Genomic DNA, 25,166 nt, shown 5'->3' on the forward strand with positions numbered 1-25,166 from the left:
CTTATTTTTACATCAGAAAATTATGACTATAAATTGTTCATAAGGAATAAAAAGTAACAAAGAATACGACAATAAATCATCAAGATGAGTGAATTCAATTAAACAATCTAGCGATCATTTTCAATGGTTGATAGATTGTGCTTCATCACCAGTCAGTAAAGTTATCACCCATAAATGATGATTGAATAAAATTAACGGTATAACTAAAGTTGTTTGCGTTGATTTGACGGTGGAATAGATAACGCTTCTCGATATTTGGCGACGGTACGGCGTGCAATAATAATACCCTGATCTTCAAATATTGAGACTAACTTACTATCACTTAACGGTTTTTTTCGGTCTTCTGCTGAAATATATTTTTTGATTAAAGCTCGAATTGCAGTAGATGAGGCTTCACCACCTGATTCCGTATTAACATGGCTGGAGAAAAAGAACTTGAGTTCAAATATTCCCCTCGGACATTGCAAATATTTTTGCGATGTTACTCTCGAAACAGTGGATTCATGCATATCAATTGCCGTGGCAACATCAGATAAAATCAACGGTTTCATCTGCTCTGTTCCATGCTCAAAAAAAGCTTGTTGATGTTCAACAATAAATTGACTCACTTTGAATAAAGTTTCATTGCGACTTTCAATACTTTTTATAAACCAATTCGCTTCTTGCAAATTTGCACGAATATATTGACTATCGCTATCATTAGCCGATTTTGCCATTTTCGCATAGTGTTGATTAATGCGTAGGTTGGGTATGGTATCAGTATTCAACTCAACCTGCCATTTACCAGCCACTTTTTTAACTAGTACATCGGGAACAACATAATCAGGTTGCGTCGTATTCAGCAGGTCACCAGGATAAGGATGTAAATGCTTGATAAATTCAATCGATGCTTTAAGTTGTTCCTCACTCACATTGAGTAATTTTTTCAATGTTCGATAATCACGGCTTGCCAATAATTCCAAATGATTATCAATTATCTGTTTAACTAATTTTGGGGCATCTAAATATTGAATTTGAATTGACAGACACTCTTGTAGCGTTCTGGCTCCCACGCCAATTGGGTCAAAATGCCAAATCCGCTTTAAAACAGCCTCAATTTCATCAAGCTCTATTTCAGCATTACCTTGCGCTTCAAGCAGTTCTTGAGTTGTCGCCGTTAAATAACCGCGATCATCAATGGCTTGAATGATTGAAATTGCAATGGCGCGATCAGTCTCGCTAAAAGGGGTAAGATCAAGTTGCCATTTCAAATAATCGTATAGCGTTTCATGAGTTTCACCCTGATAGATAGGTAATTCATCGTTACAATAATCCGAATAAGTACCAGACGGCGTCCCAGCTGAATAAATATCATCTAAGGATGCATCTAATGGTATATCCTCAGGTATTTCTGGGCTATCTAATGCGTCACGGGTATCTAAATTTTCAGTCACCGCACTTTCGTCAACGTTAATTTCGTCATAGTGTTCAGCAATTTCTAATAAAGGATTATTTTCAAGTGCGGTTTGAATTTCTTGTTGTAATTCCAAAGTTGACAACTGAAGTAATCGAATAGCAAGTTGTAATTGTGGTGTCATCGATAATTGTTGGGATACTTTCAGCTGAAAACTAGGTTTTATCATAGTCTAAATTCATTTCCTAAGTAAACGCGTTTGACATATTCGTTACTTAAGATACTACTTGGTGTTCCATCGGCAATCAAATGACCTTTATTGACGATATAAGCTCTTTCGCAGACATCTAAAGTTTCACGTACATTGTGATCAGTGATTAAAACACCAAGTCCACGATCACGTAGATGTTTTATTATATTTTTAATATCAATTACTGAAATCGGGTCAACGCCAGCAAAAGGTTCATCCAACAAAATAAATTTTGGATTAGCCGCTAAAGCTCTGGCAATTTCAACTCGTCGCCGTTCACCACCCGATAAAGATTGACCAATACTATCCCGAATATGCGTAATATGAAATTCTTCAAGCAGTTCTTCTGCTCTTTCTAATTTTTCATTTTTATCTATGTCTCGGCGAGTTTCTAAAATCGACATGATATTATCAATAACAGATAGTTTTCTGAAAATTGAGGCTTCTTGAGGTAAGTAACCTATTCCTTTTTGAGCACGTTCATGTAATGGTAAAATACTAATATCATCGTCATCCAGATAGATTTTACCCGCATCTAACGCCACTATACCAACGACCATATAAAATGTGGTTGTTTTACCTGCGCCATTAGGCCCTAGCAATCCGACTATTTCGCCCGAATTGACTGTTAAGCTCACATCTTCCACAACGCGCCGTTTTTTATAAACTTTGGCTAAATTTTCTGCCTTTAATATTGACATTTTATTTATTCATCTCTTTAACTTGATTAGGTAAGATAGTGCTCTTAACTCGTGCGTTATTATTTGAATGTGCAGTAATGTATTGTTTTTTGACATCATAAGTAATGAGTTCACTGCTAACATGATTATCTTGTTGATACATGTGGGCATTACCTTGCAATGTTACCTTATTGTCTTTAACGCTGTAGATTACTTGTGAAGCGTGACCTGTTACAATTTTATTTTTTTCAGGTAAGATTTGCTTAAACTTTACTGGTTTGCCATAAGCAGTGATTTTTTGTTTTGATGAATCTTGCATATCTGTAATAACAACTTTATCTGCAATAATAGTTAATTCATCTTGAACAATATTCACATTACCACTAAAAGTAATGGTATTTTTTTCAATATCAATTTGTTGATTATCGGCATCAATAGCAATCGGTTTATTGTTAATTGTTGTTTTTGGCGTTTGTTCTTGATTTTCATTTGAAATTTGAATATTGGATTGATCCGCAAAACAACAAAATGACACAGATAATAGTAAAAATAATGGAAGAATAACTTTTTTTTGCGAACTCATTTTTTATTTTGCCTCAGTATTATAATACGTTTTTATATTTTCAAGGATATTAGCCGTTTTGGCTTGTAAATCACCATCTAACCCAATGCCTGTAGAGTAAAATCCAATGCCTTTGAGTATTACAGGGTCTTTAGATGTGACATGTTGTGTATTTAAATCAACCACCGCTTTATCCGTTTTTACTTGTTGCAATTGAGCATCTGGCACAAGATTATCTAACTGAACATCCTGATAAAGATAAATCAATTTATCATCAGTCAAGGTTGCTTTTTTTGCTTTAATATGCCAAGTGGCAACATGATCGGCATCATAAAGGGTAAAATTAGGTAAATCAAATTCGGTATTATCCGTATCATCAAAATAACGGACATGTGCTGATTCAATTTTATAAATAATTTCTCCTGATAAATCATAAATTTTAGTTATCATTTCATCACTTTGATAAATAGGCGTATTAGATAAATCTGTAATAGGTTGAGTGACAACATCATTATCTTTCTGATAATTATAGTAAACGCCAATCACAATAATGAGAAGTAAAATACAGATTAAGTTTTTTTTATTCATAACAGAAGTCAATTACGCTCATAAAGTTAATCACAAGTTAGGAAAAAATATTATTTAATTAAGCCAGAAATTTAAGATATTTTACTGCATTTTTCATTAAATTAATATCTGACATTAAAAGAAGTTAAATTTTCTTGGAGTGGTAATTCACTCATATTAATTTGGGTAATGCGAGCAGATCGCGGTCCACCATGCTCAAACCACAGTATTAGCTGTGAAATCTGTTGATTATTACCTTGTGCAATTATTTCAACGGCACCATTTTCTAAATTCTTAACATAACCCACTAAGCCTATTTTTACTGCTTGTTGATAAGTAAAAAAACGAAAACCGACACCTTGCACCGAACCACTTACTATAATTTTAATTAGTCTTATCATGTCACAACCTTATACGACTATTTTCTTAGTCCATAATAATGAAGTTATATTGATATTTGAATCAATATATTCATATTTTATATATTTTACTTTTATTGATAAAAAGCTATGATGAATAAAAAACAAAACCTAAATACTCAAATGATTAAATAAGGAATAACAATGAAACGACTCTTCAAATATAAAAAAAGTTTGTTTTTAATTATGTTGATTTTGTCATTAAGTAGCTACCTTTTTTGTCAACAAATTTATGCGTATTTTCTGGTTGATACAGATAAAGTAGGCGTTGTTGTCGATGAATTTAATGGTGTCAAAGTTTACTATAATGGTCATGTAGGTAATGTGAGTGGACGCAATACGTCTAAAGATGGATATAATCTCGGTTTGAAATACCAATGCGTCGAATTTATTAAGCGTTATTACTATGAGCGCTTTGATCATAAGATGCCAGATAGTTATGGTCATGCGAAAGATTTTTTTGATGATTCTATCGCCGACGGAAAAATCAATCCCAAACGTAATCTACTGCAATATCACAATGGTTTAGGGTCAAAACCTCAAGTTGAGGATATCATTGTCATGGGATGGAGCAGATATGGTCATGTCGCTATTATCAGTAAAGTCAGCGATAATGAGATAGAAATTGTCCAGCAAAACCCTGGTCCTAATGCTAGCTCTCGTGAAACGATTCCTTTAATTTATAAAGACGGTCTATGGAAGATTGATTCATTTCGGGTTTTAGGCTATCTGCGTAAAAATTAATGTTAAATTAATCATTATTAAGAGAATATAAATTTAAAAACTATTTATAATTTATATAAATAGTTAATTACGATCCCAGTTTTTTCCATCAATAAACTAGGATCGTTATTGTTTCTTGTAAAAAAGCAGTTCAATAATTTACTTATAACTCTTTACTTTTGATATCTCCAATAATCAATCCATTATTGATTAGTTCAGGAACATCAACATAAATATTAATACCATAAATTTTACCGTGCCAATCATTATTAACTTTTTTTGCTTTTATATAAAGCTCTTTATCCCCAATTAGTTGACCTTGATTATAAACTTTATCAACATCAATTTTCTGTACAGTGTTAGATCTAACTAGATTGTGATTTTCAAATTCGTTACCTGATATTGATAATCCTAATCCAGCAATAATTACACCGTTCCAATCATTGAACAGTTTAGTTGGTGTTAAATCTATCGTATGTTCAGAAATAAGTTTTCCTTGATTATAAACATCCTTAGATTTTATAGACATTGTTTTGTATACATCAACAATATTATTATTTTCAAACTTTTCTCCTGAAATATTGATATCATATCCTTGCATTTGACCTTTCCAATCATTTATTAAATAATCTGAATTGGTATTTAAGGTTTGTTCAGAAGCTAATGTTCCTTGATTATAAACTTTTGTTGAATCTATACTTAATAACTTTTCTGCAGTAACTTGGTTATGGTTTTCAAAATTTTTTCCAGTAATCGTGATATTGCTACCTTTAACGAATCCATTCCAATCATTTTTGAAATAGCCTTGACTTATCAACGCTGATTTAAAAGATGATAATTCGCCTTGGTTATATAAATCAGTAGCGTTAATTGTTAAGTTATTATACCCTTCAATTAAATTATGATTTTCAAGTTTTTCACTTGATAGTGATATATTGTAAGAAGTAATCCTACCATTCCAGTCATTTTTGAAAATTTTGCCGTAAATGGACAGATCCCCTTTTGAATTCAGTTCTCCTTGATTGTAAAGATATTCTTTTTCAGAAATAGATAAATTTTCACCTCCATATATTACATTGTAGTTTTCTAAATTTGAACCAGTTAAAGATATTGAATTAGCTGTTAACTCACCTTTCCCTGCATTTATAAAGTAAAAAGCGTTTATATTAATGCGATCGGATAAAAGTTTTCCATAGTTATTCAAATGAATTACCGAACTATCTAAATCAACTGAAGACTTAACTAAACCATAATTTTTAAATGACGACCCCTTTATATTAATATATTTACCAATTTCAATATTTCCAGTGCTGTTATTTATAAAGTCATCACTATTTACATAAAGATGATATGATTTTATCGTGCCTTGATTTTCAAAAATACTAGAATTTAGTTGGATGTTTTGGTTCTGTGATTGAATCAAACTTTGTTTGTCGTTAAAAATAGTGTAACCAGATAGGGCAATATTATTTTCCGCCAATATTTTGTTTGCATTATACGTGTTGTTAGCTTTCATAGTTATATCATTACTTGCTTCAATAACACCATAATTTTTAACATATTGAGCTTTAAGTTGAACATTTTTTGATTTGATATCATTTGTATTTAATATATAACCGCTATCAGCAGTAAATTGTTCTCCAGCGGAAATCTTACCGAAATTTTCTACATATTGACTTTGTATATTAAGATTTTTTCCACTTTCTATAGTCGTATTGTTTCTTATTTCAGAACTATTAAAATTGATTGAGTCCTTTGCCATCATATAATTGTTATTAATAATGATACCATTGGCATTGATGTTAAGGTCTCCAGCACTTACGCCCAACGTTCCTGAATTACGCACACCGACACCTTGTTCATTTGCACTCAATGTAATTTTACCTGCGTACATGCCACCTAAAGCAGATACATCAATACCATAATTAAATCTATCTTGATAGATTTCATCTTTTTTATTCTCAGTAAAGCTTAAATCTGTACCGACATTATTTTGACCTGCTATCACATTAATTTCTTTATTAGCCCATAATTCAGCATTAATTTTCACACTTCGAGCAATGATATCCGTATAATCTTGCCCGGTATTTTTTAAGCCTTGACCCGTAACATAAATATGTCCACGTTCAACTTGATACCCAGTCAATTTTCCGTTTTCTACTAGCGGTTTACCGGTTGTTAAAGTTGCTCGGTCAGCATTGATAAAACCACATCCATTACAGGTTATACCCGCTGGGTTGGCAATGATCACTTGTGCTTTTGGACCGGCCACTTCAATGTATCCATTCAACTGACTAATATTAGGTGAATTGACTTCATTCAAAATGACTTTAGCGCTTTGTGTGAGTGATATATTACCGTTAACAAACTCCACTAATTGCGTTGCATATCGATCTGTTCCATTATTTAATATCACTCCTTTTTTGGATACATCAAATTGAGTATATTTATTATGTGAAACCCCACTACTCGATGGATTAGTAATATTAATTATTTTGATGCCGTCAGAATGTTGATAAATATCGGGGCGTTGACTACGATCGGCTGTTTTGTCTGCGACAATATTGGTAGCATAACAGCTATCAATCAGACTAACCATTCCCAATGCGATATACGATATAAATATTAAAGGTTTTATTTTGAAGGGTTTTGCTGGGTAAATTGAACCGTGTTTTTGATAAATTATTCCAACTTTATTTTTATTACTTGCCACCATTTGATGCGATTTAACCAGTTCGGATACAACAATAAATACATTTCGAGCTTTATTAAAAATAATTCGATATAAATTTCTATTCATATTATTTCCACCTTTCATCAATTGTTAATGCATTAAGTTATATACAGCTAATTTTTAGATAAATAAAAGTTCAGTGAATATTGGAAAAATTTGACACAGTAATTAAAACTTAAGAATTTTTATCGTTTATTAATATCATCAATAAGATCTATTAATTTTTTTAGTCTAATGTTACATCAAGAACATTTAAATTAGATAAGGAGGATCAGCGAAACAATTTAAGTTAATTACAACTCATTGAGGGAATTATGATAAATTCCCTGTGATATCGATTTTTTTATTGAATAATAACAATAGGATACCTCATCAAACCTTAGTATAAAGATAAGATTTTATTGATTTTTCTGATTGTTATAATCGCGATGCATTATATGGAAAATAATCATATCCGTAATATTAGATATGATAGTTTCCGTTTTTATTGTATTTTGTTTGTCATTGGAAAAAGTATTATTATCTAAAGTGAAAAATATCTCTGAAGCCGAATTTTCGATTTTATATCGCTGATTATGTTGAGTGTTATCTAATTTATCAACATTAATTGTACCTAAATTGTTGATATTATTTCCACCTGCTACATTGATATTATTAGTTTTGATAATTCCTAACCAATCATTCTTAAATTGCTTAGTTTCTGTATATATCTCATTTTTGGCAAATATCTCGCCATTATTATAAATTTGTCCAGCTTTAATAACGAGTTTATCCTTTGCGTTTACGATTTTTCGATTGTCAAAATTTTCACTGTTTATTTCAATTTTATTAGCGCTGATTTCCGCTTGCCAATCGTTTTTAAAATTAGTGCTTTTAGTCGTTAATCGCTCAACAGCTATTAATTTCGCTTGATTATAAATATCAGCTGTATCAAGTTTTAAATTTTTATTGGCAGTAACTTTATTGTAGTTATCAAACCTACTATCTTCAAATGAAACCAAATCATTAACAGTAATACCATTTAGACTTATTTCATCGGCATTCACCTCTCCTAACCAATCATTTTTAAAATAATTACTGGATATTGCTATTTTATCCTGAGCCAATAATTTTCCTTGATTATATAATATTTCAGTAGAATTGATTTCAAGTTGTTCTTTAGCAATAATTTGATTGTAATTATAGATTTTTGATGAAGATAATTTAACTTTATTCGATTTTATGATGCCTTCCCTACCATTTTCCAATTTGCTGGCGTTTAAAGATAGCGACTCCTTTGCTAACAATTGACCAAAGTTGGATACTTCTTCAAGTTGTAAATTCATGTTATCTGCATCAATAACACCAAAGTTAGTTAAATCTGTCCCTAAGTCATCATTTTTGATACGTATTTTTGAACTTTTTAAAATACCTTGCCAATCATTTTTTAAGTTTTTGATATTTAATTCCATCTTATCTTTAAATGCGATATTACCATTATTGTACATTCCGTTAGTTAATCTTATATTAGCCCAATTACCGGTAATCCAACCATGGTTATCAAATTGCATACCGTTTACATTGATTCGATCCTCTGCAATGATTTTACCTTGCGATGTATTGGTTATTTTCGATTCAGATGTGTTTCCTAAGTTTACCGTTGGTGATTTTACTTCACCTTCATTAACGATATTATTTCCTTCTAATGAAACATTTTCTCCAGCTTGAATTGAGCCTTTATCCTTATTGGTGATATTATCACTATGTACGATTAAATCTTTTTCTGAGGTTAATTTGTTCTCATTTGTCACGTCATCTGCAACTATGTTTAATTTATCCTTAGCTTCAACTTCACCGTAATTTTCAACGTTTTTACCCTCTAAATCTACATCTGCTGATTCAATTTTCCCTTCCCAATCATTTTTTATATTATCACCCGATACACTAATTTTATCGGTGGTTGATACATTTCCCGCATTTTCAGTATAATTAGCAGAAATTTTTATCATTTGTGCTCTTAATCTTCCAATATTTTTGGTACGTTTGGCTGTTATTGTAATAGCTACAGCATTTATATTACCTGTCCATGTACTAATAAATTCTTGACTAAATGAAGTAATATTTTTTCCTGCTGACAATTTACCCTCATTCGCAACCAATTTAGATGCTTTTAGATTGATATCTTCTTTCGCTTCAACGGTTCCATAATTTTTTACTTCTGTTTTTGCCATTAAACTGACATTTTTTTGAGCGGCAATTGTGCCATGATTTTCTATTTGTTGACTGTTTAATAAGATGTCTTTTGTTGCTTTAAGATTACCACCGACATTATTTAAAATTTTACCATCCACCGATAAATTTAACGTCCCCGCATTAGCCATAAGTATTCCATTATTACGTACACCTACCCCTGTTTCGGTACCTATCATCTTAATTTTTCCAGCATACATTCCACCTAACGCTGAAACATCCAGCGCAAATTCTGGTTGTGCAGTATTGGTGTCTGATACAATTTTTTCAATCTTTGTCAGATCTGCTTTCACTTTGCCTTGACCGGTCACAATAGTGATTTCTTTATTTGCCCATAACTTGGCATTGACATTCACACTACGTGCGATTAAATCGGTGTAATCTTGCCCTGAATTTTTTAATCCATCCCCTGTAATGGCTATTTGCCCTTTTTCAATATGATAACCAATCAATTGTCCATCTTTCATTAATGGTTTACCGGTCGTCAAGGTTGCCCTATCTGCATTAATAAAACCACAACCATTACAGGTTATACCGGCCGGATTGGCGATGATCACTTGGGCTTTTTGACCGGCCACCTCGATATAACCATTTAATTGGCTGATATTTTGCGAATTCACTTCGTTTAGTATGACTTTGGCGCTATTTTGCAGTGATGCATTACCATTAATATCACCGGCTAATTGTGTTTTACTACCGTCACGAGAGTTATTTAAAATGACGCCATTTTTTGAAACATCAAATTGCGTATATTTATTATGTGAAACGCCCCCTTTTGTTGGCGTTGCGATATCAATTTGTGTTACGCCGTTTGGTAAGCCTTGAATGGCTGGACGTTGCGCTTGATTGGCATTTTGATCGACAACGATATTATTTGCGTAACTAGATTCAACAATGCCAACCATACCTAAAGCGATATAGGATAAAAATACTAAGGGTTTTAACATAAAGGATTGATTTTTATGTTTAGAAATCACTTCAATTTTTTTTGTAGTCTGATTATGACTTGTCATGACTTGATGGGAACTAACCATTTCGGATACCACAACATACAATCCACGAGTCTTATTAAAAACAATACGAAAAAAATTCTTGTTCATAGTATTTCTCACCTTTCATCTATTTTCTAACATGCTAAGACAAATCATATTTATCTATTAAACAATGGGTCATGCTCAATAAATCCATATTTTTTTATAATTAACCAAACAAATAATTATTGAAATTGATACAACTAAAAATGACAACGATAAGATTTATATATTTGGAACCATTACCACAATTTGATTGCCCCTAAAATAAACAGGCAAATAGCAACGGAAAATTTTATATGATTTAGATAACTTAATTTTTTTATAATAAACTTTAACTTTATATTTAGTCAAAGATTTTATTTATTTTTTTGTCAATTTTCGAGTTTAACTAAGTTAGACTTTAATTCTTTTGAAGTTTATGCCACACAATAAAATCTTAATATTTGGTTTGATAGTCCACGTATTAAGGAGTTCATGTCAAATCAGATGCATTATTAATCCGATTAACAAATCATTGATGTTTTTTGAACAGTTAAATGATCAATGTTGTTAATAAATCTTTAGCACAAAATTATCGATAAAAAAAACAAAATGTTATTGCAAAATAATCTGTCAACAAAGGGAAGGAAATTGAAAGAAAGGATTATCAAAGGAACGAAATGTGGCATTATTGGCTTATCAGTCATTTAAACACAACTGATAAACCAATATGATATTTTACCGAGATAAAATTTTATTTATCATGATTAAAACTTTTAAATGTTGGATAAATACTAATCACTGATTTCTTGTAATTCTTTTGCATTTATCTGTCCAAAATTTTCTATCCCATTTTCAACTTTTAATACAAGAAGATTAGTATCGATAACGCCAAACCAATCATTTTTGAAATGTTTACTGACACCGTCTATTTTATTTTGGGCAAATAACTCTCCATTATTGTAAAACTCTGTTACGTTAATCTTCAATGTATCATTAGCACGGATTGATTTTCGATTATCAAATCGTCCTTCAATTATTCCTTCTTCATTTATTTGTCCTTCTATTTTAATCGTGTTGGCACTGATTTCACCTTGCCAATCATTTTTAAAGTTGTTACTGACTATATCTAATTCTTTTGATGAATGAATTTTTCCTTGGTTATAGCCATCTGTAACTTTAATCGTTAACTTTTTAGCAGCAGTGATTTCATTGTAATTTCTAAAATTTTCAAACTGAGTAAATATTTCATTAGCCTTTATTAGGCTTTGCCAATTATTTACAAAATTACTGCCTGATAAATAAAAATAAGTCGCTAAAATTTTCCCATAATTATATAAATTATTAGTAATCACATTCATCGAACCAACCTCTATTAGACCATAGTTGGTAATATCATTATCAAAATTAACAGAACTAGGCTCAATCATAGCGTAATTGGAAGATAGTTTACCGTTCCAATCATTTTTAAATTCATGATAGTTAAAATGTAAATTTGATTTTATCGCAATTTGACCTTGATTATACACTTTTCCCATCGATTCAATATCTCCAGCATCACCACTTACCAATCCCCAATTATCAAAATGTTTCATCGTTATGGAAACAGCTTTATCGGCTTCTATTTTTCCACGCCAAGTATTAACCACGGTTCCAACATGTCCGGCACTTAAAACTACAAATGAACTTTTAATATTACCTTCATTAACTATATTTGTTCCAGATAATGAAACAACTTCTCCAGCTTGAATTAAACCTGTATCTTTATTGATAATATTTTTTTCACTAACGACCGATATTTCCTTTCCAGATGTTAGTTTATTTACGTTCATAACATCAGCAACAATGCTTAATTTAGCCTTGGCATTTACTTCGCTATAATTCTCAAAATCTTTCCCTTCTAAGGTAATATTTTTCGACTGAATTACACCAAACCAATCATTTTTGATTTTATCACTCGATACAGTAACGCTTTCTCCTGCTGATAAATCACCCGCATTTTCGGCATATGATGCTTTAATTTCCACCTTTTCAACCGCATTCATTTTGCCCACATTTTTAGTGTGCCCTGATTTTAATACAATTGTGTTGGCGCTCACATTCCCTGTCCATGTACTAAGAAAGCCCTCACTTTCTGCGCTAAGATTATTGCCTGCAGACAATCTATTTTCGTTGGCAATCAATGTATTAGTTTTGATTTTGATATCTTCTTTCGCTTCAATAATCCCATAATTTTTTATCTCTGTTCTACCCAACACGTCGACATTTTTTTGACTGGCAATTGTGCCATGATTTTCTAATTGTTGACTGTCTAGCAAGATATCTTGTGTTGCCTTAATATTACCCCCCACATTATTTAAAATTTTACCACTAACCAATAGATTCAACATTCCCGCACTTGCCATGAGTGTCCCATTATTACGAACACCTACCCCTGCGTCAGTACCCACCATCTGAATTTTTCCGGCATACATTCCGCCTAACGCTGATACATCTAGAGCAAACTCAGGTTTTACAGTATTCGTGTCTGATACCACATTTTTAATTGTTGCCAGATCTGCACTCACTTTGTTTTGACCTGTCAGAATAATGATTTCTTTATTCGCCCACAATTCCGCATTAACCTTTACACTACGTGCAATTAAATCGGTATAATCTTGCCCTGAATTTTTTAATCCATCCCCTGTTATGGCTATTTGACCCTGTTCCACGTGATAACCCGCCAATTTTCCATTTTCCACTAGCGGTTTACCGGTGGTTAAAGTTGCCCTGTCTGCATTAATAAAACCACAACCGTTACAGGTTATGCCTGCCGGATTGGCGATAACTACTTGGGCTTTTTGACCGGCCACCTCGATATAACCATTTAATTGACTGATATTTTGCGAATTTACTTCGTTCAATATTACCTTGGCGCTATTTTGTAGTGATGCATTACCATTGATATTACCGGCTAATTGCGTTTTACTACCGTTTGAAGAATTATTTAAAATGACACCATTTTTTGATACGTCAAATTGGGTATATTTATTATGGGATACGCCATCATTGTTTGGTGCTGTGATATCAATTTGCGTTACACCGTTTGGTAAACCTTGAATCGTTGGGCGTTGCGCTTGATTGGCACTTTGATCGACAACGATATTATTTGCGTAACTGACGCCAGTCATACTGACCAGTCCTAACGCAACATAGGATAAAAAAACTAACGGCTTTAATAAATAAGATCGGGGATTATCGATCGAGTTATTGTTGACGTGAATACGCTTGCCTTGCTGACCTTTACTAACCACAACGTGATGTGATTGTGCAATATCAGACACAACAACAAATAATCCACGAATCCGATTAAAAACAATACGATAAAAACGTTTATTCATAATATTTTACCTTTCATCTTTTTGTTAATAGCCGTAATAAATCATATTAATATTAAATTATGGACAGCAAATTTTCTAAAATGACTTCAGAATCAGATAAGACTATTAAAAAATTTAATACGAATTCAACTAAAACGGCTGCGTTATGATTAATGCTTTAAAAAGCACGCAAATGACTTACAGAACACTTAATGACTTTTATTAAGCTAACGGTGCAAATAAAATTTTTATATTGTTTAGATAACTTAATGTTTATATATTAAACTTTAAATTTTCATTTAGTCAAAGAATTTTACCTAATGAATTGTAAGCAAAATTTTATTTTCAAATTTCAAAATGGTTAAAAACGAAGACTTGTATTGATATCTTTTTTTGATAATGATTAAAGGTGAGAGATAAATGTAGATAACATTTAACATAATAGAATCTTAACAACCTGATTTAGCAAACGAGAAATAACGTTTGGTAAACCAGGTGAGTAATTTTATCAATTAAAGCTTACTGTCATGCATTTTATTGATTAACGAAAATACCATTGATCACGCCAATGTTGTTAATATAGGCTATTTTAGATTCAATATATTTTGCATTAATTATTCCATGGCTGTCGTTGGTCAATGTCCTAGCTGTTAACTTAATATAATCATCTGAAGTTATTTTTCCTTCGTTATAGATGAGGTTAGCGAGTATACTAATTGATTTATTGACAGATAGCGTTCCATAATTATTAAAATTATAGTCAATATCTAAATCAATAGTGTCTGATGCTATCCAACCAAACCAATCATTATGAAAATTTCTACCGTGTAACTGTATTTTATTTTTAGCCAGTAACTGACCATTATTGTATAAACTACTTACGTTTAATTTGAAATCATCATTGGCTTTTGCAAAATTTCGGTTATCAAAATTTCCGCCTTTGATTTCGATTTGGTTAGCATTGATTTCGCCTTTCCAATCATTTTTAAAGTTATCAGTTTTTATTGCCAATTTATCGGATGCAAAAATCTTCCCTTGGTTATAGCCGTCTTTCACTTTGATCACCGATGAATTTAATGCACTAATTTCATTATAATTATCCAACTTATTGGTATCCATTGTAATTAAATCGGCTTTGATTTCACCTTTCCAGTCATTTTTAACTTCATTGCCTTTTAAAATGATTTGTTTATTGGCAAATAATTTTCCTTGATTATAAAACTGGTTACCCCCATTAACTGACAGTAATTGACCCGCCTTGAGTTCATTATGATTTTCAAAATTACGCGTATTTATATCCACCTCATCAGATTTGATAATACCTTGCCAACTATTTACAAATGCATTGTTTACTACAGATAAAGTATGATTAACTAAAAGTTGACCATAATTATAAACATTATTATTCAAAATATTTAAATTATCAGCATTGATGACGCCATAATTAGTGATAGTAGCATCCGATTTCGTTTTGTTGATATGCATATAATTACTGGCTAATTTGCCATTCCAATCATTTTTAAAATCTTTAATGTATAAATTCAAATTGTTATTTAGCGTAATTTGACCTTGGTTATACATATAATCTTGTAATTCCATTGATCCATTATCCGCATTTATCTGTCCAGAATTCTCAAATTGATTAGCATGAATATCAAATAATTGCTTAGCATTGATTTTTGCTCGCCAAGTATTCACAACTTTCCCAACCTCTCCTTCCCCTAAAAATACTGAGTCACTATTGATTGTGCCATCATTGATGATGTTATTTGCAACTATTGAAACTTTGTCCTCAGCTTTGATCAATCCTGTATCACTATTTGTAATGTTGGTTCCTTTTAACAATAATTGCTCATCTGATAGTAATTTATTGATATTATTTATATTTTCTATCGATATCACTAAGTTTTCAGCAGAATTAACTTCGCCATAATTTTCAAAATTTTTCCCATTCAAGTTAATATTTTTAGCGTTAATAATCCCTTGCCAATCATTTTTGATATTGTCGCTTGTTAAGGTAATTTGTTTTCCTGCCGTTAAGTTCCCATTATTTTCTGCAGTTGAAGCATTAATGGTGACAGTTTCATAGGCTTTCATTTTACCCACATTTTTAGCTTGCTTAGCATTAATCACAATGTTATTCGCTTTTACATCCCCTGACCAAATACTAATAAACTCATCACTGGTTGTTGAAAGAGAATTTTTTGCAGACAGTTTTCCTTCATTGGTAATTAACGTATGGGATTGAAGTTTAAGGTCATTTTTGGCTGTGATTGTGCCTAAATTTTTAATTTCAGATTGACTTTTTAAGACAGTTCCTTCAGAGGATTGCATCGTTCCTTTATTAATAATTTTGCCATCAGCAGAAAGATTCAATGAACCGGCACTCGCCATCAGTTTTCCTTCATTTCGTACCCCTACACCATTTTCGGTACCGACCATTTTAATTTTACCTGCATACATTCCGCCTAGCGCAGAAACGTCCAATCCAAACTCAGGCTGATCAACTTGATTATTAAATCCTTGCTTTTCAATGGTATTCAAATCAGCACTTACTTTAGCTTGTCCTGTGATAACATTAATTTCATTATTTGCCCATAATTCCGCATTAACATTGACACTACGTGCAATTAAATCGGTGTAGTCTTGACCTGAGTTTTTTAAACCATAGCCATTAATTTCAATACGTCCGCCATCAACTTGGTAACTTTGCAATTTACCATTATCCATAATGGGTTTACCCGTCGTTAACGTGACTCTATCAGCATTAATAAAACCGCAACCATTACAAGTTATACCGGCAGGATTGGCGATAATGACCTGCGCTTTTTGACCTGCAACTTCAACATAACCATTTAACTGACTAATATTTGGAGAGTTAACTTCATTTAAAATCACTTTTGCACGATTTTGTAATAATCTATTACCATTAATGTCGCCAGCTAATTGGGTATTAGTTCTTCCTGTCGCATTATTGAGTATGACACCATTTTTGGATACATCAAATTGGTTATATTTGTTGTGAGAGACACCGCTATTACTTGGCGCTGCAATATCAATTTGTGTTACGCCATTTTGCAAGTTGTGCACATTAGGGCGTTGTGCTTGGTTAGCCGTTGGATCGACAACGATATTATTGGCATAACTGACATTAACCACACTAACCAAACCCAATGCAATATATGACATAAAGACTAAAGGTTTTAATCTGCAAAACTGAACATGCTGGATTGGATTAGGGTTAACATGAACTGTTTTGATTTGTTTAGCATTATTGGTTACGACTTGATGCGATTTAGTCATTTCAGATACCACAACAAACAATCCACGGACTTTATTGAAAATAATGCGATAAAAATTCTTATTCATAGTATTTACACCTTTCACCTATTATTTTGTTAAAACGTAAAAAATAAAATCATCATATTAAACAAATGATTATTTCAATAAATCTACAAAAATAGTTAAATACGGCAATACAAATAATATTTTGAATTTGATGCAACAAAAGGAAATCGATAGGATGATAAATTACGTTAACATTAGCTAGTTATCCACTAATTAACCATCATCCTTGGTAGAACAGAAAGAAACAGACACACCAAATTAACATCATTTAGATAATTTGATTCATGTATAATAAACATTAAATTTATATTTAGTCAAAGTTTTATTTGTGCATCCGTAATTTACATTTCTTTGTTAATCCAAACAATTTTTAGGGTTAGCTAAGACTTTTGATAACAAGATTTTTCTAATTTATTAATTTATCACTTAATTTATTTTCTGTTTTGTTAAAAAAGTATTTCTATTAAGCAGATAGTTGGTGTGATCAAATCGGTTTTAATATTTGGGCACTTGATGATGTTTTAATTTTATTCGGTCTAGATATTTCTATTACCAGTAATTTTATTGATATTAATTAGGTAAGTTATAGAAATTTTTATGTTTTTTGGGGATTAAAGTGAATGAGTAGAAAGCTCATAAGTTGACAAAGATTGAAAAAATTAATTTTTAAGATCCTAGCTTACCTATTGATGATATATTTCAGTAAACTAGGATCTCATCTTTACAACAAAACAGAATTAATTGATCAAATTAATCTATTCATCTTTTGCATTAGTGGACTTTCCATTAATTAGACCACGATTAACGATTTTATCAGATAAATTGTCAGTAATAATTTCAGCATTAATCACACCATGCCAATCATTGAGAAAATGATTACCCGCTAATTTAATCTCTCTTTTCGAAATCACATTGCCTTGGTTGTATGTATAATTAGAATTAATAGTTAACTGATCACCAGCTTCAACCTCACCAAAGTTTTCCATATTTGTTATAACATTCAGATCAATATTTTCAGCTTTAATTGAACCAAACCAATCATTTTTTAGGTTGTGACTGACTACTTTTACTTGTTGGTTAGCCAATAATTCACCATTGTTATTAAAATCATTCAGGTTAATATTCATTGTATCATTCGCTATTAATTTATTACGGTTATCAAATCTATTACCTGTGATTTCAATGTTATTTGAATTTATTTCACCAAGCCAATCATTTTTGAAATTATTGCTATTAATTAATAACTTGCCTTCAGTTAAGAGCTTAGCTTGATTGTAAGCGTTTTCGACATTGACATTCAGCTCAGAATTAGCAAAAACTTGATTGTAATTGTCAAATTTTGCACCTAGCAACGTAATATTATTAGCTTGTACTTCGCCTTTCCAATCATTTTTGAAGTTGTCACTCGTTATAGATAAATCATTTTTTGCCAATAATTTACCTTGATTGTAAACATTCTTAACATCAATATTGAGTAAGTCATTGGCATTCATTTCGTTATAATTAATAAATTCACCCGTTTCGTTAACTTGATCATTGTTGGTTTTAATGTTCACAAGATTTATTTGATCAGCATTAACTTTACCGTTCCAATCATTTTTAAATGAATCAAAAGATAGATTAATTTTGAAACTTGGTGTTTCTGAACTTTCAGAATGTGGTGAAGGTTCGGGTGAAATTGATGATAAAATTCCTTGATTATAAAGTATTCCTTTTACGGCGATATCGATGGATTGTACACCATTAACAGCACCATAATTTCTAAAGTTATTGCCTTTTAAATCAACGATTTTCGATTGCATTGTACCATTCCAATGATTAAAGACATCATCACTAATAACATTCATATTTTCTATTGATGCTAACACACCGTTATTGGATAACATTTTGGACTTTATGGATAATTCTTTTTGCGATCGAATCTGACCTGTTGAATGATTTTGAATGTTCTGACCTGCTAGCATTAATTTATTATCTGAGGTTAACGTATTAATATTATTTATATCTACAACGTCAATGATCAAGTTGTCAGTTGCGTTAATTTCTTTATAATTTTCTAGATTTTTTCCTACAAGTTCAATATGTTTTGACTGAATCACGCCAAACCAATCATTTTTGATTTGATCAGTGAATATCGCAAGAAATTCTCCCGCAGTTATATCACCAGCATTCTCAGCATATGATCCACGAATGTTCATTTTTTCAGCCGCATTGATTTTACCTACGTTTTTAGTGTGTTTTGCCAATAAGCTAATTGTATTGGCACTCACTTTCCCAGTCCATGTACTAAGAAATTCATTACTTTCTGAATTAAGAGTATTTCCTGCTGATAATTTATTTTCGTTGGCAACCAATTTAAATGCTTTTAGATTGATATCTTCTTTTGCTTCAACAGTACCATAATTTTTTATCTCTGTTTTTCCCACCAGTTCGACATTTTTTTGACTGGCAATTGTGCCATGATTTTCTAATTGTTCACTGTTTAATGAAATGTCTTCTAAAGCGTTAAGGTTACCACTTACGGTATTTAAAATTTTGCCATTTGCTAATATATCTATTGTTCCTGCACTGGCCATAAGTACCCCATTATTACGAACACCTACCCCTGCTTCAGTACCGACCATCTTAATTTTTCCGGCATACATTCCACCTAACGCTGATACATCCAGTGCAAATTCAGGTTGTTCAGTATTGGTGGTTGAGGCGACTTTTTCAATACTTTTCAGATCTGCCCCCACAATCACTTGACCTGTCACAATATTGATTTCTTTATTAGCCCATAACTTGGCATTGACATTTACACTGCGTGCAATTAAATCGGTATAATCTTGCCCTGAATTTTTTAACCCATCCCCTGTAATGGCTATCTCACCTTTTTCCACTTGATAACCAATCAATTTTCCATCATTCATTATCGGTTTACCGGTGGTTAAGGTTGCCCGGTCTGCATTAATAAAACCACAACCATTACAGGTTATGCCGGCCGGATTAGCGATAATCACTTGGGCTTTTTGTCCAGCCACCTCGATATAACCATTTAATTGGCTGATATTTTGCGAATTCACTTCGTTTAATATTACCTTGGCGCTATTTTGTAGTGATGCATTACCATTAATATTACCAGCTAATTGTGTTTGGCTATCATCACGAGAGTTATTTAAAATGACACCATTTTTTGATACGTCAAATTGGGTATATTTATTATGGGATACGCCATTATTGCTTGGTGCTGCGATATCAATTTGTGTTACACCGTTTGGTAAACCTTGAACGGTTGGACGTTGTTCTTGGCTGGCATTTTGATCAACAGCGATATTATTTGCGTAACTAGATTCAACAATACTAACCATACCTAATGCGATATAGGATAAAAATACTAAGGGTTTTAACGTACAGGATTGATCTTTTTGCTTATAATACCCTTCCATTTTTTTTGTGGTTTGATTATGACTAGCCATGACTTGATGAGATTTAACTATTTCAGAAACCACAACAAATAATCCACGAACTTTATTAAAAACGATGCGATAAAAATTTTTATTCATAGTATTTTTCACCTTGTATCTAATGCTGATGTATGAAAACAAAAGCATATTAAGTTATTAAAAATTAATTAAATTTATAAAAAAAATTAATATCCTTTTATTAACAAGCAAAGATATTAATGGGTTACTACAACTTGAAAAAAATATACAAATTCTGTCATTCGGGTATTTATGGGGATTTTCTATTAACCAACAGAAGATTAATTAGTTTTGATTATCATCAATTTTATGTCGTTAACATGAATAGTTTGACCACTGACTCAATATTTAAAAATTGACGTAAAAAGAACAGTATTTCAAATCACTCATTGGATCTTATTAACAAATAGCTATTGGTTAAATATTGTTTTTATTTGATATATAAATGTAAGTTAATCTTATTTAACATGACTAATAAATATCAAAAAAACAAATAATACTGGAACTGATTGATTTCACAATGGTGTGTCTTTTATTGATTGATGTGAAATTGTGCCTATACCACAAGGCATTCATTGGATAAATAAAGTGTACTATATAAACATTTATTTGAGGTTCGGTCAAAGACTTTATTAAATTATTTTATATATTATTGAAAGAATTTAATTCAATTTTAATTTAAATCAAAAAAATTTAACTTTAGTAAATTTTTATATCAATGTTTTGCGATTTTAATGTTTATTTTTTTAATAAGATGAAAAAATTAGTTTCTAATTAACCATTATTTTTACTTTACTACGTTTTTTCGACATTTATTGCTTTTTAAAGAATAGTGGTGGTTTTAGGGGTAAAAATTTATATGAACAGCATCTAAAAACAGCAATGTTAGAGAAAAGAAGAATTCCATTTGGTCACAATTTTTTTAAGATAGCTAACATTAAAGAGCAGGTTAAATCGGTTTCTATTTTCAGTATATGATTATTTAAATTTCGAAAAATAGACCCTGGTTTTCTAATTTTTTATACATAGAAAACCAGAATCTTAAGTTATAAACAACTGTTCAAGTTAAAAAACATTAGCAATCCATAAGTTATAGTTGATTTTCATCATTTATAATTCCTGTTATTAATCCATAATTCTCAATGTGATTCACTTTCGTTTTAATGTATTTTGCATTCATCACAGCTTTCCAATCATTTCTAAAATAATCAGCATATAACCAGATGTGCATATCAGAATCAACTCGTCCGTAATTATAAAAATTCTTTGTCACAATATTCATTAAATTACTTGTTTCAAATTTTCCATAATTCGATAACTGAGTCGAAAGAATATCTAGGTTTTCAGCTTTAATCAAACCATACCAATCATTTTTAAAATTGGTGCCGCCTATTTCTAGATCTCCAAATGTAAATAAAGTCTTGTTATTGTAGAAATCATTAACGTTGATAGTTATATATCGATTAGCTTTTATTTCGTTCATGTTGTTCATTTTTCCACCGGCGATATCCAGTTTATCGGCATCAACATGACCTGCCCAATCATTTTTAAAGTCTGCACTATATATACCAATATGATTATTAGATGTGAACCGACCTTGATTGTAGATGTTGTTAACAATGATTTGTAGATCATTAGTCGCATTAAAGGTACTATGATTGTCCAGTTTATTAGCAAATATTGTCACTAAATCAGCTTTAACAAGACTTTCATTTCCTTCATTTGAAAAATATGAGGTATTAATATCTAAATTTTCATCAGATAATAACTTAAATTTGTTATATAACTGTTTAACATCGATTTTTAGGGAATCTTGAGCAGTTATCAAACCTTTATTTTCTAATGTTGTACCGGATAGATCAATTTTGTCAGCGCTTATTGAAGCATTCATCTCATTTTTTATTTTGTCACTCTGAATGCTTAATTCATGTTTCGCCAATATCTTCCCTTGGTTATAAAAATCCTTAGATTTAATTTTAATTTGATCTTTTGACTGTATCGAACCAAAGTTAGAAAAACTTTCATTGACGATCTGTTGGTCGAAATCAATTAAATTAGCGTTGATTGTTCCTTGCCAATCATTTTTAAAATTCTTATTCTGATTTACTTTTAGAGTTTTTATTGCATCAAATTGACCATTATTGTAAAAATCATTACTTTCAACGATTATTTTACTGGATGAGTATACCGAACCTTTATTTTCAAAATAATCATTATTGGCATATAATTCACCGACTTTTATTTTGCCAAAAGCGGTATTAATAAAGTCACTACCCACTTCATAAAAATAGCCTACATCGATAAGACCTTCGTTAACACTTTTATGTGGATTTATTAACTTGAAATAATCAGCTATTATTTTGCCATTGATGCCATTGTTATAGTTTATTTCAGCAGATATATCCAATGCGCCAGTTAAAATTGTACCATCAGAATCGAAATTTTGTGTTATAACTTCCGCATCATAAGCGTTTATTATTCCGTCTTTTTTGTTAGAAAATTCTATACTATTAATCCTGATTTCGTTTCTTCCCACTAATTCATTAAGATTCGTGATACTTTTAACATTCATAGTTAATCTATTGTCGGCAACAAGTTGACCATAATTGACAAATTCGTCACCAAAAATTTTGATATTATTTGATTCAATTTTGCCTTTCCAATCATTTTTGAATTTTCTACTGTTTATAGTGACTTCTTTTTTAGCAGCTAATTTTTTATTATTTTCAAACTGATTTGCGAGCAGATTAATTGTGTCATTTACGTTAATATTGCCTGTATTTTTTGCCATATTCGCATTAATTTTTAGATTTTGCGCTTTTATATTTGCTGAATAACTATTATCAAACTCTTTACTCGTTGTTGTAATCTGTTTACCCGAAGATATTAATCCTTGGTTACCAACCCAACTTTCTGCATTAAGCGTGATATCACCTTGCGCATTTAATCTATCAACATTTTTTATTTCTGCTTTACTGGATAATACAATGTTTTTTGAACTTTCAATTGTTGAATGGTTTTCAATTCCACCATAAGTCGTTTTGAATTCAAGGTTTTGCGCTGAACTGATATAACCAGCATTAATTACTTTGCCATCGTTGGTTACAGTTAATGTTCCTGCATTTGCCAATAACGTCCCATTATTTCGTACACCAACGCCATGTTCTGTCCCAACCATTCTAATTTTATCCGCATACATGCCCCCTAATCTTGAGACATCTATGCCAAACTCGGGTTGTCCAACGTGATTATCAAAACCTTGTGTATCAATATGTTTTAAATCCGCGCTAACTTTTGCTTTACCCGTTATGACATTGATTTCTTTATTTGCCCATAATTTAGCATTGATATTGACACTTCGAGCGATCAGATCACTATAATCTTGTCCGGTATCATTTAGACCATTACCTGTAATTTGAATATGACCTTTTTCGACCAAATAGCCTTCTAGGTTACCATTTGTTACAATCGGTTTACCGGTTGTTAACGTGGCTCTATCTGCATTGATAAAGCCACAATTATCACAGGTAATCCCAGCTGGATTAGCGATTATCACCTGTGCTTTTTGTCCGGCGACTTCAATATAACCATTTAATTGGCTGATATTGTTAGAATTAACTTCATTTAAAATGACTTTTGCGCTGTTTTGTAATAGTGGATTACCATTGATATTTCCTGCTAGTTGTGTATTCGTGCCACCAGTAGCATTATTAAGAATCACACCCTTTTTTGACACATCAAATTGAGTATATTTATTATGAGACACACCGTTTCTACTCGGTGCAACAATATTGATTTGTGTTGTACCATTTTGTAATTCCTTAACGACAGGACGTTGATTTTGATTGGCTAAGGGATCAACCACAATACCTTTTGCATAAGTTGTACCAACAATACTTACCATACCTAATGCAATATAGGATAAAAATGCAAGTGGTTTTAATGTGCAATATTTTGTATCGTTATTTGAATTCTGTTTAATATCCGTTTTTTTAGCTTTTCGGCTGCAACGTGATATCGCCTGATGTGATTTTACAATTTCAGATACCACAACGAACAATCCACGAGTTTTATTAAAAACAATGCGATAAAAATTTTTATTCATAGTATGTCTCACCTTTCATAGATCTACTCTTTTTTACTCAAAAAGAATCGGAATTTTCTTAAAAACCAGTCATTTTATAAAAATCAATTTATTCTATTATCAAGGCATAAATTAAGATTACTGTTTTACAAAATGACTAATATCAATTAGTTACTACAATGAAAAAATGACTACAGTGTAATTAACAATCTGTTAATTGAATTGAATCAAATCCAATTAATATCAATAGTTAATATAACTTTTTACTGCAAAATGTAATGTGAAATTAAGCTCATATCCATTAGTCATCGTTTTGTATAAGTTATCGATAGTTAACTTTC

General features: G+C 31.3%; 12 protein-coding genes. 1 reads left to right on the plus strand and 11 read right to left on the minus strand.

From position 1 onward, the window contains the following. Window positions 1–203: 203 nt before the first annotated feature. The 5 genes from J3U36_RS04775 to yccX all read right to left on the minus strand — a co-directional run bounded on the left by J3U36_RS04775 (window position 204) and on the right by yccX (window position 3,853). Window positions 204–1,619, minus strand: a complete 1,416-nt coding sequence (locus J3U36_RS04775) for an RNA polymerase factor sigma-54 (RefSeq protein ID WP_411596973.1) — start codon at window positions 1,617–1,619, stop codon at window positions 204–206. After that, on the minus strand, window positions 1,619–2,344 hold the full coding sequence (gene lptB / locus J3U36_RS04780; RefSeq protein WP_065559064.1) for an LPS export ABC transporter ATP-binding protein: 726 nt from the start codon (window positions 2,342–2,344) through the stop codon (window positions 1,619–1,621). The genes J3U36_RS04775 and lptB overlap by 1 nt, the downstream gene beginning before the upstream one ends. Window position 2,345: 1 nt before the next feature. Then, a complete protein-coding gene (gene lptA / locus J3U36_RS04785; RefSeq protein ID WP_065559063.1) occupies window positions 2,346–2,906 on the minus strand; it encodes a lipopolysaccharide transport periplasmic protein LptA in 561 nt (186 codons plus the stop codon). 3 nt (window positions 2,907–2,909) lie between these two features. After that, window positions 2,910–3,473: an LPS export ABC transporter periplasmic protein LptC gene (gene lptC, locus J3U36_RS04790; protein WP_065559062.1), complete on the minus strand. Its 564-nt coding sequence runs from the start codon at window positions 3,471–3,473 to the stop codon at window positions 2,910–2,912. A gap of 101 nt (window positions 3,474–3,574) precedes the next feature. Further along, on the minus strand, window positions 3,575–3,853 hold the full coding sequence (gene yccX / locus J3U36_RS04795; RefSeq protein ID WP_267359064.1) for an acylphosphatase: 279 nt from the start codon (window positions 3,851–3,853) through the stop codon (window positions 3,575–3,577). A 162-nt stretch (window positions 3,854–4,015) separates the two neighbouring features. Between yccX and J3U36_RS04800 the strand changes: the two genes are divergently transcribed. Then, the gene (locus J3U36_RS04800; RefSeq protein WP_267377890.1) at window positions 4,016–4,615 is read left to right on the plus strand and encodes a CHAP domain-containing protein; all 600 of its coding nucleotides are present in this window, start codon (window positions 4,016–4,018) and stop codon (window positions 4,613–4,615) included. Window positions 4,616–4,757: 142 nt separating this feature from the next. On the opposite strand, the gene J3U36_RS04805 is transcribed toward J3U36_RS04800, so the two are convergent. The 6 genes from J3U36_RS04805 to J3U36_RS04830 form a co-directional block, all read right to left on the minus strand. Further along, window positions 4,758–7,394, minus strand: a complete 2,637-nt coding sequence (locus tag J3U36_RS04805) for a filamentous hemagglutinin N-terminal domain-containing protein (protein WP_267377888.1) — start codon at window positions 7,392–7,394, stop codon at window positions 4,758–4,760. 332 nt (window positions 7,395–7,726) lie between these two features. Continuing rightward, on the minus strand, window positions 7,727–10,657 hold the full coding sequence (locus J3U36_RS04810) for a filamentous hemagglutinin N-terminal domain-containing protein (RefSeq protein WP_267377886.1): 2,931 nt from the start codon (window positions 10,655–10,657) through the stop codon (window positions 7,727–7,729). Window positions 10,658–11,364: 707 nt separating this feature from the next. After that, window positions 11,365–13,950, minus strand: coding sequence for a filamentous hemagglutinin N-terminal domain-containing protein (locus J3U36_RS04815; RefSeq protein ID WP_267377884.1), 2,586 nt, complete (start codon window positions 13,948–13,950; stop codon window positions 11,365–11,367). 513 nt (window positions 13,951–14,463) lie between these two features. Then, on the minus strand, window positions 14,464–17,298 hold the full coding sequence (locus J3U36_RS04820; protein WP_267377882.1) for a filamentous hemagglutinin N-terminal domain-containing protein: 2,835 nt from the start codon (window positions 17,296–17,298) through the stop codon (window positions 14,464–14,466). A 734-nt stretch (window positions 17,299–18,032) separates the two neighbouring features. Then, a complete protein-coding gene (locus J3U36_RS04825; protein WP_267377880.1) occupies window positions 18,033–20,822 on the minus strand; it encodes a filamentous hemagglutinin N-terminal domain-containing protein in 2,790 nt (929 codons plus the stop codon). A gap of 1,009 nt (window positions 20,823–21,831) precedes the next feature. Next, the gene (locus J3U36_RS04830) at window positions 21,832–24,846 is read right to left on the minus strand and encodes a filamentous hemagglutinin N-terminal domain-containing protein (RefSeq protein ID WP_267377878.1); all 3,015 of its coding nucleotides are present in this window, start codon (window positions 24,844–24,846) and stop codon (window positions 21,832–21,834) included. Between the last annotated feature and the right edge of the window lie 320 nt (window positions 24,847–25,166).

This window comes from Gilliamella sp. B3817, from assembly GCF_026536705.1.
Classification (GTDB): domain Bacteria; phylum Pseudomonadota; class Gammaproteobacteria; order Enterobacterales; family Orbaceae; genus Gilliamella; species Gilliamella apicola_I.

Bases quoted from the DNA above. Each gene is read 5' to 3' on its own strand.
- J3U36_RS04830 (WP_267377878.1), bottom strand. From the start codon at position 24,846: ATGAATAAAAATTTTTATCGCATTGTTTTTAATAAAACTCGTGGATTG.
- J3U36_RS04810 (WP_267377886.1), bottom strand. From the start codon at position 10,657: ATGAACAAGAATTTTTTTCGTATTGTTTTTAATAAGACTCGTGGATTG.
- lptC (WP_065559062.1), bottom strand. From the start codon at position 3,473: ATGAATAAAAAAAACTTAATCTGTATTTTACTTCTCATTATTGTGATT.
- lptA (WP_065559063.1), bottom strand. From the start codon at position 2,906: ATGAGTTCGCAAAAAAAAGTTATTCTTCCATTATTTTTACTATTATCT.
- J3U36_RS04800 (WP_267377890.1), top strand. From the start codon at position 4,016: ATGAAACGACTCTTCAAATATAAAAAAAGTTTGTTTTTAATTATGTTG.
- J3U36_RS04825 (WP_267377880.1), bottom strand. From the start codon at position 20,822: ATGAATAAAAATTTTTATCGCATCGTTTTTAATAAAGTTCGTGGATTA.
- J3U36_RS04820 (WP_267377882.1), bottom strand. From the start codon at position 17,298: ATGAATAAGAATTTTTATCGCATTATTTTCAATAAAGTCCGTGGATTG.
- yccX (WP_267359064.1), bottom strand. From the start codon at position 3,853: ATGATAAGACTAATTAAAATTATAGTAAGTGGTTCGGTGCAAGGTGTC.
- lptB (WP_065559064.1), bottom strand. From the start codon at position 2,344: ATGTCAATATTAAAGGCAGAAAATTTAGCCAAAGTTTATAAAAAACGG.
- J3U36_RS04805 (WP_267377888.1), bottom strand. From the start codon at position 7,394: ATGAATAGAAATTTATATCGAATTATTTTTAATAAAGCTCGAAATGTA.
- J3U36_RS04815 (WP_267377884.1), bottom strand. From the start codon at position 13,950: ATGAATAAACGTTTTTATCGTATTGTTTTTAATCGGATTCGTGGATTA.